Genomic DNA, 12,723 nt, shown 5'->3' on the forward strand with positions numbered 1-12,723 from the left:
CTCCGGCGGCGCCGCGGTGACGGTGCCCGGGGCGAGTATCGGTGCCGTGAACCCCACCCGATCCCCGTCCCCGGCCGCCGCCCTGCTGGACCTCCTGCTCCCCCGGACCTGCGGCGGCTGCGGCGCCGGGCCGCCCGGTGGCGGGGGCTGGTGCCCGGCCTGCGCGCAGGACACCCCGGGCCCGGTGCCGGTCCGGGTACCCCGCGCCGGCCGGGTCGCTGCGGCCGGGCGCTACCGCGGGCCGCTGCGCCGGGCGGTGTTGGCCTACAAGGAACGCGGCCGGCGGGACCTGGCGCCGGACCTGGCCCGACTGCTGGTCGGACCGGTGTCGGCGGTGCTCGCGCCGCGGGCCGACGGGACGCCGGACCCGACCGCGGTGCGTCTGGTGCCCGTACCGTCCCGGCCGTCGGCGGCCCGGGTCCGCGGCGGCGACCACGTGGTGCGGCTGTGCCGGGCGCTGGTGCCGCTGCTCACCGCGGCCGGGCTACCGGCCCGCACCGACGCGGTACTGGCCCTGCACCGCCGCGCCAGGGACTCGGTGGGGCTCGACGGCGCGGGCCGGGCGGCGAACCTGGCCTCGGCGCTGCACCCGGCCCGCGGCCGCGAGCCGGTTCCGGCGGCCCCGGGGGAGGCGGTGCTGCTGGTCGACGACGTCGTGACCTCCGGGGCGACGCTGCGCGCCTGCGGGGCCGTGCTCGCCGGGTCCGGGCTGCCCGCGGTGGGCGCGGTGGTGCTCGCCGACGCCTCGACGAGGCGACGTCGACCGCACCGCTGATTGTGACGGCTGTCACATAGGGAGACGGTCGCGTGCTGGTCCTGTCGGGGGTCCACTGTAGTCGTCGGGCGCGCGATCGGGAGGTGGGCGCGCCAGACCGGGGCGGTGGGTCACCCGGGTGCCGCGGGGTCGTCGCACGCCGCGTCCGTCGGCGCCAGGGTGTCCACCCGACGGGTCGGCGAACGACCTGTCCCGGAGGCAGATTTCCCGATAACGTCGGCCGAACTCCGACCGCTACCACATCAGGAGGAACGACCGCGAGCCCACCCCCTGGGGCCGTCGTCGGGTCCCGGGTTCAGCACGACTGAAGCGAGGGATGTTCGAGTGGAGATCGTCGTCACCGGCCGCAACGTCGAGGTGCCGGAGCACTTCCGTGGCCTGGTCCAGGACAAGCTGAGCCGCCTGGAGCGCCACGACCACAAGATCGTCGGAATGGAGGTGGAGCTCTTCCACGAGCCGAACCGCCGTCAGCAGAAGTCCTGCCAGCGCGTCGAGATCACCGGACGTGGCGGCTGCGGAGCGGTCGCCCGCGCCGAGGCCTCTGCCGCCGACTTCTACGCCGCACTCGACCTGGCCGTCGGCAAGCTCGCCGAACGGCTGCGCCGTTCCCACGACCGTCGCAAGCCCAGCCGCCGCGACCGCGTCGCCGCCTCCCGCGCCGCCGCCGACGCCTCGGCCGTCGCGCTGATGGAAGCGGCCCCTCCCATGACCGACACCATTCCCGCACCGCGCAGCCACGACGAGTCCCTGACCGACGACGAGCTGGCCCGCCTCGAGGAGCAGTGGGAGGCCGAGTACCGGCCCGGCCGCATCGTCCGCGAGAAGTCCCACCCGGCCACGCCGATGAGCGTCGACGAGGCGCTGTCGCGGATGGAGCTCGTCGGCCACGACTTCTACATGTTCTCCTGCAGCGAGACCGGCCGTGCCTCAGTCGTCTACCGCCGCCGCGGCTACGACTACGGCGTGATCCGGCTCGACGGCTGAGCACCCGCGCCCGACGGTGCCCCGTACCGCGGCGGGGAACGCCTCCCCGCCGCGGCGCGGGTCATCGCCCGGGTGCCCGTACCATGGTCGGCGGGGTCGGTCCGCCGCGCGGCGCCGGCGCCGCGCCGGTGCCGTCCGAGGCGCCGAGACGCGGCGCGGAGACCGTGGTGGGAGGCCCCGTGTCCTGACCGCGACGTGAATGAGGTCGGCAGTGCCCTTCCTGAGTCGACTCCTCCGGGCCGGCGAGACCAAGCTGGTGAAGCGGCTCGCGAAGATCGCCGCGCACATCGACGGACTGGAGCCCGAGTTCGAGGGTCTCACCGACACCCAGCTGCGCGCCAAGACCGACGAGTTCCGTCGTCGCCACGCCGACGGCGAGTCGCTCGACGACCTGCTGCCCGAGGCCTTCGCCACGGTGCGCGAGGCCGCACAGCGCACGCTGGGCCAGCGCCCGTTCACCGTGCAGCTGATGGGTGCCGGCGCGCTGCACATGGGCAACGTGGCCGAGATGGGCACCGGTGAGGGCAAGACCCTGACCTCGACGCTGGCCGTCTACCTCAACGCGCTGCCCGGCGACGGCGTGCACGTGGTCACCACGAACGACTACCTCGCCAAGCGCGACTCCGAGACCATGGGCCGCATCCACCGCTGGCTGGGTCTCACCGTCGGCGTGATCCTGTCGGAGATGACCCCGGCGCAGCGCCGCGAGCAGTACGCCTGCGACGTCACCTACGGCACGAACAACGAGTTCGGCTTCGACTACCTGCGCGACAACATGGCGTGGAACACCGCCGACATGGTCCAGCGCGGGCACAACTTCGCCATCGTCGACGAGGCGGACTCGATCCTCATCGACGAGGCCCGCACCCCGCTGATCATCTCCGGTCCGGCCGAGCAGAGCGCCCGCTGGTACCAGGAGTTCGCGCGGCTCGCGCCGATGCTGTCCAAGGACATCCACTACGAGGTCGACGAGCGCAAGCGCACCGTCGGCATCACCGAGGAGGGTGTCGCGCTGATCGAGGACCAGCTCGGCATCGACAACCTCTACGAGTCCGCGAACACCCCGCTGGTCGGCTACCTCAACAACGCGGTCAAGGCCAAGGAGCTGTTCAAGAAGGACAAGGACTACATCGTCAACGACGGTGAGGTCCTGATCGTCGACGAGTTCACCGGCCGGGTGCTCGCCGGTCGTCGCTACAACGAGGGCATGCACCAGGCGATCGAGGCCAAGGAAGGCGTCGAGATCAAGCCGGAGAACCAGACCCTGGCGACGATCACGCTGCAGAACTTCTTCCGGCTCTACGACAAGCTCGCCGGCATGACCGGTACGGCCCAGACCGAGGCCGCCGAGCTGCACGAGATCTACAAGATGTCGGTCGTCTCGATCCCGCCGAACCGCCCGCGGGTGCGCGTCGACCAGTCGGACCTGATCTACAAGACCGAGCCCGCGAAGTTCGAGGCGGTCGCCGACGACATCGCCGAGAAGCACGAGAAGGGCCAGCCGGTCCTGATCGGCACGACGAGCGTCGAGAAGTCCGAGTACCTGTCGAAACTGCTGCTGCGCCGCGGCGTGCAGCACGAGGTGCTCAACGCCAAGAACCACGCGCGTGAGGCGCAGATCATCGCCCAGGCCGGGCACGCGGGCGCCGTCACCGTCGCGACGAACATGGCCGGTCGCGGCACCGACATCATGCTCGGCGGCAACCCCGAGTTCCTCGCCGACCTGGAGCTGCGCAGCCAGGGGCTGGAGCCGGTCGAGACCCGGGAGCAGTACGAGGCCGCGTGGGACGCGGTCCTCGACCGCATGCGCAAGCAGGTCAAGGCCGAGGCCGACGAGGTCCGCGCCGCTGGTGGTCTCTACGTGCTCGGCACCGAGCGCCACGAGTCCCGGCGCATCGACAACCAGCTGCGCGGCCGCTCCGGCCGCCAGGGCGACCCGGGTGAGTCCCGCTTCTACCTGTCCCTGGGTGACGAGCTGATGCGCCGCTTCAACGGCCAGGTCGTCGAGTCGATCATGAACCGGTTCAACCTGCCGGACGACGTGCCGATCGAGGCGGGGATGGTCACCCGCGCGATCCGCAGCGCGCAGACCCAGGTCGAGCAGCAGAACTTCGAGATCCGCAAGAACGTCCTCAAGTACGACGAGGTCCTCAACCAGCAGCGCAAGGTCATCTACGACGAGCGCCGCCGGGTCCTCGACGGCGAGGACGTGCAGCGCCAGACCCGCAACATGCTCGAGGACGTGATCCACGCCTACGTCGTCGGGGCCACCGCCGAGGGCTACTCCGAGGACTGGGACCTCGAGAAGCTGTGGACGGCGGTCAAGGGTCTGTACCCGATCCAGCTCGACTGGCGCACCGTCGCCGAGAACATCGACGACCTGTCGGCCGAGGAGCTCGAGCGGGTCATCCTCGCCGACGCCGAGGCCGCCTACGCCCGGCGTGAGGCCGAGATCGACGCGCTCATCGGCCCGCAGGGCGGCATGCGCGAGCTCGAGCGCCAGGTCCTGATGCAGGTCATCGACCGCAAGTGGCGCGAGCACCTCTACGAGATGGACTACCTCAAGGAGGGCATCGGGCTGCGGGCGATGGCCCAGCGCGACCCGGTGATCGAGTACCAGCGCGAGGGATTCGACATGTTCTCCGCGATGCTCGAGGGCATCAAGGAGGAGACGATCGGGCACCTGTTCAACGTCGTCGTCCAGGTGCAGCAGCCGGCCGCGCCCGTCCAGGAGGCCGAGCCGGAGACGACCGAGATCCCGGTCGTGCGCCGGGTCCCGGCCGAGGACCCCGCCGAGTCCACCGTGGTCCTGCCCAACCTGTTCCGCACCAGCCCGCCGCAGAACCTGCAGTACAGCGGTCCGGGTGAGGACGGCGGGGTCGCGCGTCGCGGTGACGGCGGAGCGGCCGCCCCGGGCACCGGTCGTACCGGCCGCCACCAGGTGCCGGCCCGCGGCAACGGGGCCTCCCCGAACGGCGACGAGGGCGTCAACCGCGCCGAGCGGCGTCGCGCGGAGAAGGCCCGCCGGCGGCGCTGAGACCGTGCGCCGTCCGGTGGGGGCCTCCCGCCGGCGGCGCCGATCCCGCGGCCGCGACCCTCACGAGCGGTGCCCGACGGCAGGTCTCCCACGGTCCCACCGGCAGGACGCGCACGAGCGAGCACCCGGACGCGGGTCTCACACGAGCCGGACGGCGGTGGCGAGCCACCGGCCGTCCGGTGTGCGGTCCAGCCGCAGCGCCAGGGCACGTACCCGCCCGCCGACGGTGACGGTCGCGCAGACCTCGGCCACGTCCGGCCGGGGCAGGCCCACGTGCACCCGCGGCGCCCGGCGCGCGGTAGGTCCGCCCGGACTCCCGCAGCCGGGGGCACCGGCCCGTCCACCGGCGCCCGAGAGACCACGGGACCGGTGGCCCGAGTGCACGAACCGGGCCGCGGTCAGGTAGCGACGCACCGCAGGGGTGGTGACGGCCGCGACCCCCTCCGGCGGGCGACGCCCGGCGAGCACCTCGGTCAGCAGCCGGACGATCCCGGTGGCCGGGGCCCGTACCCGGGCGAGGTCGGCCGGGGAGATGTCCTCGGGCACCGTCGGCACCGGGACGGGGCGGATCGCCTCGCGCGGTGCGGGCGCCGGTCCGGAGGACATCCGGAACCCACCGGGCAGCACGACGACGACCCCCGGTGCGAGCGGTTCGGGTACGTCGGCGGGGGTCCGGGCCAGGAGCGGTGCAGGTCCGGACGGCAGGGCCGGCGCCGGCTCCTCGGCGGCCCCGGGGCGGGCGGTGTCGGTGCGTGGACCGGATCCGGCCCTGGAGTCCGCTCCGGTCCGCCTCCGGCCCCCGGCATCCGGGGCGGTGTCGGCCCGCACGTGGGTACCGCTCCCCGGAGCGGTGCCGGTCCGTGCGCGGGCACCGGAATCCGGGTCGGCGTCGGTCGTCGTCGTGGTCACGGCGTCAGACTGCGGCGCGCCCCGACGCCACGGTGGGAACCGGCTCGCGTCCGCCACCGGACCGTCCAGCTCCGCATGGTCCGGATCCGCATGATCCGGACCAGCACGACCCGGGGGGAGGCGGGTCGGGCCGCGGCTGATCCCATCGGCGTGGGTGTGGCCGTGCGTGGCCCACCACGGCACGGGAAGGCCGTGCCTGGCCCCACCACGGCGACGAGGCAGGCCGTGTGTGCCCCACCACGGCGACGGCGGCGGCCGGTGTTCACGAACGCAACCGGCTCCGCCCGACCGCGCCCGCCGGGCCCGGCCCCGTCCTACCCTCCCGCGATGCCCGCACCCCGCCCACCGGGACGGATCGATCTCACCCCGCCCCGTCTCGTCGCCGCGCCCGACCCGGTGGAGGGCCCCGCGGAGTCGCTGGCCGACCTCGTCGTCCGGGCCGGGGCGGCGGTGCTCGCCGAACGTCGCCGGCGGACCGGGGCGCACGGCCTCGGCGTCACCGGGTTCGCCGTCCTCGACGTGCTGCAGCGGTGCGGCGGGCTCGCCCAGCGCGAGCTCGCGGCCCGGGTCCGGGTCGCCCCGACCAGCCTGACCCCGGTCGTCGACGCCCTGGAAGCGGCCGGGTTGGTGGTCCGCCGCGGTGACCCGGCCGACCGGCGGGTCCGGCTCGTCGCGCTCACCGACGCCGGACGGGACCGGTGGCGCGCCGCCCGTCCGGACGGTCGCGGGCCGTGGCTGCGGGAACCACCGGACGGACTCGACGCCGCCGTCCGCGACTATCTGGTCGCGGTGATCGTCGACCTGGAGCAGGATCGGTCCGACGCGACGTGATCGGCAGGGGAGTGCGATGGGGCGGACCGCGGTCGAGGTGGTCGACCTGGTGAAGCGGTATCCGAAGGCGAAGGGCAACGCCGTCGACGGCCTGTCGTTCTCGGTGGCCGAGGGCGAGGTGTTCGGGCTGCTCGGCCCCAACGGCGCGGGGAAGACCACGACCGTCGGCGTGCTCACGACCCGCGTGGTGCCGACCTCGGGCACGGCCCGGGTCGCCGGTCTCGACGTGCGCACCGACGCCGTCGCCGTCTGCGCGAAGCTGGCCGTCGTCCCGCAGCGCCAGAACCTGGACCGATCCCTCGGCGTCCGCGACAACCTGATCTTCCACGCCGCCTACCACGGTGTCGGTCGGGCCGAGCGCAACCGCCGCGCCGACGAGCTGCTGGAGCGGATGGGGCTGACCGACAAGGCGAAGGCGGTCGCCGACGACCTCTCCGGCGGTCAGGCCCAACGCGTCATGATCGCCCGCGGGCTCATGCACCGGCCGCAGGTGCTGTTCCTCGACGAGCCCTCCACCGGTCTGGACCCGCAGGCCCGGCTGTTCGTCCACGACCAGATCGGTGGCCTGCGCGCCGAGGGCGTGACCGTCGTGCTGACCACCCACGACATGGACGAGGCGCACAAGCTGTCGGACCGGATCGGGATCGTCGACTACGGCAGGCTGCTCGCCCTGGACACCCCGGACACGCTGGTCCGGTCGCTGCCGGGGAGCGCGACGGTGGAGATCGTCGCCGACCACGGCCCCGGTGCGGCGGAGACGCTGCGGGCGGCGCTGGCCGGGCTGGGCGGTGTCGCCCGCGCCGAGACCCCGCCGGGCCGCGGCCCGGGGGAGAGCGGCACCGCGACGGCGTTCCGGCTGTCGGTCACCGGAGGGCCGGCGGCGTTGCTCGCACCGGCCGTCGACCTGCTCGGCAGGCACGGCGCCACGGTGCGCGACGTCAGCCTGGGACAGGCGACGCTGGAGGACGTGTTCATCGACCTGACCGGGAGGGACCTCCGATGACCGGGCGCGCCTTCCTGGCGGTGCTGCGCCGCGACCTGTTCGTCACCGGCCGGGAGCTGCCGTCGTTCCTCGCCCAGACGCTGGTGCAGCCGTTCTTCTTCCTGCTGGTGTTCGTCGTGGTCCTCGGCCGCGGCGGCTTCGTCGCGCCCGAGTACGGGCAGATCATGCTGCCGGGTCTGATCGCGCTGAACGCGATGTTCGGCGCCCTGCAGGCGGTGACGTTGCCGCTGGTGTTCGAGCTGTCCTGGACCCGGGAGATCGACGACCGGCTGCTCGCGCCGATGCCGGTGTGGGCCGTCGCCGTCGAGAAGATCGTCTTCGCGGGGCTGCGCGGCCTGCTGGCCAGCCTGCTGATGGTGCCCATCGGCTTCCTGATGATCGACATCCGGTGGCCGGTCGAGGGGCTGGCGCCCGCGCTGCTGATGGTGGTGCTCGGAAGCCTGCTCGGTGCGGCGATGGGGCTGACCATCGGCACCGCGGTGCCGCCGCGGCGGATCAACATCCTGTTCGCGGTGATCTTCACGCCGCTGCTGTTCACCGGCTCGGTGCAGTACCCGTGGCTCACACTGGCGGACCTGCGCTGGTTCCAGGTGCTGTCGGCGCTCAACCCGCTGACCTACGTCAGCGAGGGGATCCGCGCGTCGCTGGTGCCGCAGGTCCCGCACATGCTGCTGTGGGTGTGCGTGCTCGTCCCGGTGGCGGCGATCGTGCTGTTCACCCTGCTGGGGATCCGCGGCTTCCTGCGCCGCGCGCTGGACTGAGCCGCGGCGGTCGAGCGGCGAAGCGCGAGGGCCCCGGGCGGTCGCGACACTCGGTACCGTCGGTCGGGTGGCGGACACCCGGACCCTGCGCGGCCTGATCGTCGACTACGGCGGTGTCCTCGACGACCCCGCCGACGGCGCCCTGCTGCTCGCCTACGCCCGTCGCGCCGCGGCCGCGGGGATCCGCACCGCGTTGTTCTCCGGCGCGCATGCGGTGCCCGACGAGGTCGCCGCGGCGTTCGGCACGGTGCTGCTCGGCGCGGTCCGCGGCGCCCGGAAGCCGAGTCCCGACTCCTTCGCCGCCGTCGCGGCGGAGCTGGGCCTGCCCGCGGGGGACTGCGTCGTCGTCGACGACATGGGGGCGTGTGTGCGCGGCGCCGCCGCTGCCGGGGCGGTCGGGGTGCGGCACACCGGCGCCGAGACGACCCTCGGCGAGCTGGAGGTCCTGCTCGGGGTCCCCGCCCGGGACTGAGCCGCCGGGGACTGGGCCGGGCGGGTCGCGACGTGCGGAGGCGCCGCCCGCGGTGAGCGGACGGCGCCTCGTGGGCGGCCCGGCGGTCGGCCGGGCCGGTCGTGCTCTGCCTACTGCTGCGGAGCCCTACTGCTGCGGAGGCGGCGGCGGGGCCTCACCCGGCGCGGGCGGCGGCGGGGCCTGCCCGTCCGGACCCGGCTGACCGGGCTGCTGGGCGGTGGTGTCGCCGGCACCGGTCTTCTCCCGGGCGAACTTCGTCGCCGCGTCGATCTGGCCGTCGTGACCGGCGTACTTCTGCTTCGCCGCGTCACCGGCCTTGTTCAGCGCCTGGTCGACCTTGTCGTCGTGCTGGCCGAGCAGTTCCTTGGCCTTGTCCAGGAAACCCATGCGCCCCATGCTGGCCCGGTCAGCGCCGGGGCGCAGCGCCGGGACGTCGCTCGTTCGGGTGATGGTATCCGCTGGTCGACGAGCGGAGCCGTGCGTGCTCCGGGCGGAGGTCGTCGACCCGGGTGACGCCGAGCAGCTGCATCGTGCGCTCCACCTCGGCCCGCAGGATCTCCACGGCGCGCGCGACCCCGGCCTCGCCCCCGGCCATCAGCCCGTACAGGTAGGCGCGGCCGACCAGCGCCGCGCGGGCGCCGAGCGCGACCGCCGCGACGACGTCGCCGCCGTGGGTGATCCCGGTGTCCACCAGGACCTCCGCGTCGTCGCCCAGCTCCTGCACCACCGGCTCGATCAGCTCGGCGGGCACCGGGGCGCGGTCCAGCTGGCGTCCGCCGTGGTTGGACAGCAGCACGCCGTCGGCGCCCGCGTCGGTGACGCGGCGGGCGTCGGTGACCGACTGGACGCCCTTGACCACCAGCTTCCCGGGCCAGGCGCCGCGCAGCCAGGTGACGTCGTCGAGGGTCAGGGCCGGGTCGAACACCCGGTTGATCACCTCGTACGGGCTGCCGCCGCCCGCGGCGAGCGACTCGAACGTCAGCGGTTCGGTGGTGAGCAGGTCGAACCACCAGCGGGGGTGGCGGGCGCCGTCGACGAAGGTCCGCAGCGACAGCGCGGGCGGGATGGACAGGCCGTTGCGGGCGTCGCGGCGCCGGTTGCCGCCGACCGGGGTGTCGACGGTGAGCAGCAGCGTGTCGTAGCCGGCCTCCCGTGCCCGGGAGACGAGCTCGTGGGCGACCGAGCGGTCGCGCCACAGGTAGAGCTGGAACCAGTGCCGCCCGCCACGCCCTGCCTCGGCGACGCCCTCGATCGTCGTGGAGCCCATGGTCGAGAGGGCGTAGGGGATCCCGGCCCGGGCGGCGACGGCGGCGACCGCGCGTTCGCCCTCGGTGTGCATCATGCGGGTGAAGCCGGTCGGGGCCAGCGCGAACGGCAGCGACGAGCGTCCGCCGAGGACGTCCCGGCCGGTGTCCACCCGGGAGACGTCGGTGAGCACGGTCGGCGAGAACTCCACCGAGGCCCACACCTCGCGGGCCCGGCGCAGGCTCACCTCGTCCTCGGCGGCCCCGTCGGTGTAGTCGAACACCGCCCGCGGCGCCCGCCGCCGGGCCAGCTCGCGCAGGTCCCCGATGCTCGACGCGCGGGCCAGCCGGGCCGCCGTGCGGTCGAGGGTGAACGGGGCGGGCCGCAGCAGCGGCGCGAGCTCGGACGGGCGGGGAATGCGACGGCGCACCATCGCCCCGACACTAGGTGACCGCTCAGCGTCGGCGCAGCAGTTCGTAGGCGGCGACGGCACCGGCGGAGGCGACGTTGAGCGACTCGACCCCGCCGTACATCGGCAGCGAGAGGATCCCGTCGAGCCGGGAGCGGACGTCCTCGGTCAGGCCGTCGGTCTCGTTGCCCAGCACCAGGGCGACCTGGGGCGGGAGCGACGCCTCCAGCAGCGAGTCGCCGCCGGCATCGAGGCCGAACACGCCGAACCCGGCCGCGTGCATGAGGTCGACGCCCTCGGCGGCGGTGGCACAGCGCAGCACGGGCGCGGCGAACGCCACCCCGGCCGAGGCCTTGATCACCAGCGGGTCGATGGCGGGCACCCCGCGGCGGGGCAGGAGCACGCCGTCCAGACCGGCGGCCGTCGCGCTGCGCAGGATCATCCCGACGTTCGACGGGTTGGTGACGGCGTCGAGGACCAGCACCGACGCCGGCCGCCGGGTGCCCAGGTCGGACAGGAAGTGCTCCAGCGGCGACATCCGCGGGGCGACGACGTCGGCCAGCACACCCTGGTCGTGGCGCCCGTTGCCGGCCAGCACCTTCACCCGCTGCGCGGTCGCACGCTGCACCGACACCCCGCGGTCACGGGCGGCCGCGGTGATCTCGCGTTCGCCGCCACCGCGCACCGTGTCGGCCAGCACGACCTTGTCGACCTCCAGGTCGGGGTCGGCCAGCGCCTCCAGGACGGTCTTGCGGCCGTAGACCGTGATGAACCGGTCCTTCGGGGAGACCGCACCTGCATCGCTCACGGGGAGAAGCGTCGCACGTAGGATCGCGGCCATGCCGTCCCGGCTCTCCGCACTCGACGCGTCCTTCCTGTACCTGGAGGAGGCGACCACCCCGATGCACGTCGGCGGGGTCGCCGTCTTCGAGCGCGCGGACGACGGGTTCGACTACGACCGCCTGGTCGAGCTGATCGAGCAGCGGATCGCGCTGGTGCCGCGCTACCGGCAGAAGGTGCGCCACGTCCCGGCCAACCTCGCGCGTCCGGTGTGGGTGGACGACCCGGAGTTCGACATCGCCTACCACGTGCGGCGCTCGGCGCTGCCCCGTCCGGGTAGCGAGGACCAGCTGACCGACCTGGTCGGACGGCTGATGTCCCGGCCGCTGGACCACACCCGGCCGCTGTGGGAGATGTACGTCATCGAGGGGCTCGGCCCCGCCGGGGACGGCGACACCGGCCGGGTCGCGATCCTCACCAAGACCCACCAGGCGATGGTCGACGGGATCTCCGCGATCGACATCGGCCAGGTCATCCTCGACGTCTCCGCCGAGCCGCGGGCCACCCCGGACGAGCTGTGGATGCCGCGCCCCGAGCCGACCGACGGGCAGCTGGTGCTCGACGCGATCTCCGAGGCCGTCACCCGCCCCACCGAGATCGTGGACAACGTGCGGGTCGCCGCGGGGGACGCGCTGGCCACCGTCGGCAAGCTCGCCGGGGCCGCGGGCAAGGTCCTGAACATGGCCCGGACCGCGGGTCGTCGCGCGCCGGGGCTGCCGCTGAACGCCGAGATCTCCACCCAGCGCCGGTTCGCGCTGGCCCGCACCGACCTGGAGGACTACCGCAAGGTCCGCGCCGCCTACGGCTGCGACGTCAACGACGTGGTGCTCGCCGTGATCGCCGGTGCCCTGCGGACCTGGCTGATGTCACGCGGCGAGCCGGTCGCCGGGTCGTCGTCGGTGCGGGCGCTGGTGCCGTTGTCGGTACGCGGCGAGGGCGACGTGCCCAGCTCGGCGGCCGGCGGGTCGCTCGGGAACCGGGTGGCCTCGTTCCTGGTGGACCTGCCCGTCGGCGAGCCGAGCCCGCTGGTGCGGCTGCACCAGGTCACCCACCAGATGCGCGAGCACACCGACACCGGCGACGCCGTCGGTGCCGACACCCTGGTCCGGATCGGCGGGTTCGCCCCGCCGACGCTGCACGCCGTCGGCGCCCGCGCCGCGAACGGCATGGCACGGCACTTCTTCAACCTGGTCGTGACCAACGTCCCCGGGCCGCAGTTCCCGCTCTACGCGGCCGGGGCGCGGATGCTGGAGATGTTCCCGGTGGTCCCGCTGGCGAAGGGTCAGGCCGTCTCCATCGGCCTGACCAGCTACGACGGCGGTGTCTACTACGGCCTGAACGGGGACCGGGACGCCATGGGCGACCTGGACGTGCTGGCCGGGATGGTGGACGAGTCGCTCGAGGAGCTCCTCGAGACACTGCGACAGTCGGGGTGAGCCCCGTCAGAGGAGAGCACC

12 protein-coding genes are annotated in these 12,723 nt (G+C 73.9%); 8 read left to right on the top strand and 4 right to left on the bottom strand.

All coding sequences use genetic code 11. The annotated features are described in order from the left end of the window. The first annotated feature begins 46 nt into the window (after positions 1-46). The 3 genes from XF36_RS02220 to secA all read left to right on the top strand — a co-directional run bounded on the left by XF36_RS02220 (position 47) and on the right by secA (position 4,796). The gene (locus tag XF36_RS02220) at positions 47-775 is read left to right on the top strand and encodes a ComF family protein (protein ID WP_064485534.1); all 729 of its coding nucleotides are present in this window, start codon (positions 47-49) and stop codon (positions 773-775) included. Between the two features lie 324 nt (positions 776-1,099). After that, positions 1,100-1,759: a ribosome hibernation-promoting factor, HPF/YfiA family gene (gene hpf, locus XF36_RS02225; protein WP_020622735.1), complete on the top strand. Its 660-nt coding sequence runs from the start codon at positions 1,100-1,102 to the stop codon at positions 1,757-1,759. 211 nt (positions 1,760-1,970) lie between these two features. Then, the gene (secA, locus tag XF36_RS02230) at positions 1,971-4,796 is read left to right on the top strand and encodes a preprotein translocase subunit SecA (RefSeq protein WP_238589076.1); all 2,826 of its coding nucleotides are present in this window, start codon (positions 1,971-1,973) and stop codon (positions 4,794-4,796) included. Between the two features lie 138 nt (positions 4,797-4,934). Here secA and XF36_RS31145 read toward each other — a convergent pair whose 3' ends face one another. Continuing rightward, a complete protein-coding gene (locus XF36_RS31145) occupies positions 4,935-5,705 on the bottom strand; it encodes an Rv3235 family protein (RefSeq protein ID WP_060710682.1) in 771 nt (256 codons plus the stop codon). A gap of 327 nt (positions 5,706-6,032) precedes the next feature. On the opposite strand from XF36_RS31145, the gene XF36_RS31150 reads away from it, so the two are divergent. The 4 genes from XF36_RS31150 (at position 6,033) to XF36_RS02255 (ending at position 8,772) form a co-directional block, all read left to right on the top strand. Then, on the top strand, positions 6,033-6,536 hold the full coding sequence (locus XF36_RS31150) for a MarR family winged helix-turn-helix transcriptional regulator (RefSeq protein WP_060710683.1): 504 nt from the start codon (positions 6,033-6,035) through the stop codon (positions 6,534-6,536). A 16-nt stretch (positions 6,537-6,552) separates the two neighbouring features. Continuing rightward, the gene (locus XF36_RS02245; RefSeq protein ID WP_060710684.1) at positions 6,553-7,539 is read left to right on the top strand and encodes an ABC transporter ATP-binding protein; all 987 of its coding nucleotides are present in this window, start codon (positions 6,553-6,555) and stop codon (positions 7,537-7,539) included. Further along, positions 7,536-8,300, top strand: a complete 765-nt coding sequence (locus XF36_RS02250) for an ABC transporter permease (RefSeq protein ID WP_060710685.1) — start codon at positions 7,536-7,538, stop codon at positions 8,298-8,300. Before XF36_RS02245 ends, XF36_RS02250 begins: the two co-directional genes overlap by 4 nt. 67 nt (positions 8,301-8,367) lie before the next feature. Next, positions 8,368-8,772 carry an HAD-IA family hydrolase gene (locus XF36_RS02255; protein ID WP_060710686.1) on the top strand — a complete coding sequence of 135 codons (405 nt, stop codon included), beginning with the start codon at positions 8,368-8,370 and terminating at the stop codon, positions 8,770-8,772. A gap of 126 nt (positions 8,773-8,898) precedes the next feature. On the opposite strand, the gene XF36_RS02260 is transcribed toward XF36_RS02255, so the two are convergent. The 3 genes from XF36_RS02260 to XF36_RS02270 are packed head-to-tail and all read right to left on the bottom strand — an operon-like array spanning position 8,899 to position 11,267. Then, positions 8,899-9,159 (bottom strand): antitoxin, encoded by a 261-nt coding sequence (locus tag XF36_RS02260; RefSeq protein ID WP_060714352.1) that lies wholly within the window; start codon positions 9,157-9,159, stop codon positions 8,899-8,901. A gap of 19 nt (positions 9,160-9,178) precedes the next feature. Next, complete coding sequence (locus XF36_RS02265; RefSeq protein ID WP_060710687.1) at positions 9,179-10,450, bottom strand: alpha-hydroxy acid oxidase; 1,272 nt, start codon at positions 10,448-10,450, stop codon at positions 9,179-9,181. A gap of 22 nt (positions 10,451-10,472) precedes the next feature. After that, positions 10,473-11,267, bottom strand: coding sequence for a TrmH family RNA methyltransferase (locus XF36_RS02270; RefSeq protein ID WP_060710688.1), 795 nt, complete (start codon positions 11,265-11,267; stop codon positions 10,473-10,475). Here XF36_RS02270 and XF36_RS02275 point away from each other — a divergent pair. After that, the gene (locus XF36_RS02275) at positions 11,266-12,702 is read left to right on the top strand and encodes a WS/DGAT/MGAT family O-acyltransferase (RefSeq protein ID WP_060710689.1); all 1,437 of its coding nucleotides are present in this window, start codon (positions 11,266-11,268) and stop codon (positions 12,700-12,702) included. The two genes, XF36_RS02270 and XF36_RS02275, sit on opposite strands and share 2 nt — an antisense overlap. Positions 12,703-12,723 lie beyond the last annotated feature (21 nt).

Origin of the sequence: Pseudonocardia sp. HH130629-09 (genome assembly GCF_001294645.1) — a bacterium.
In the GTDB taxonomy this organism is placed as follows: domain Bacteria; phylum Actinomycetota; class Actinomycetes; order Mycobacteriales; family Pseudonocardiaceae; genus Pseudonocardia.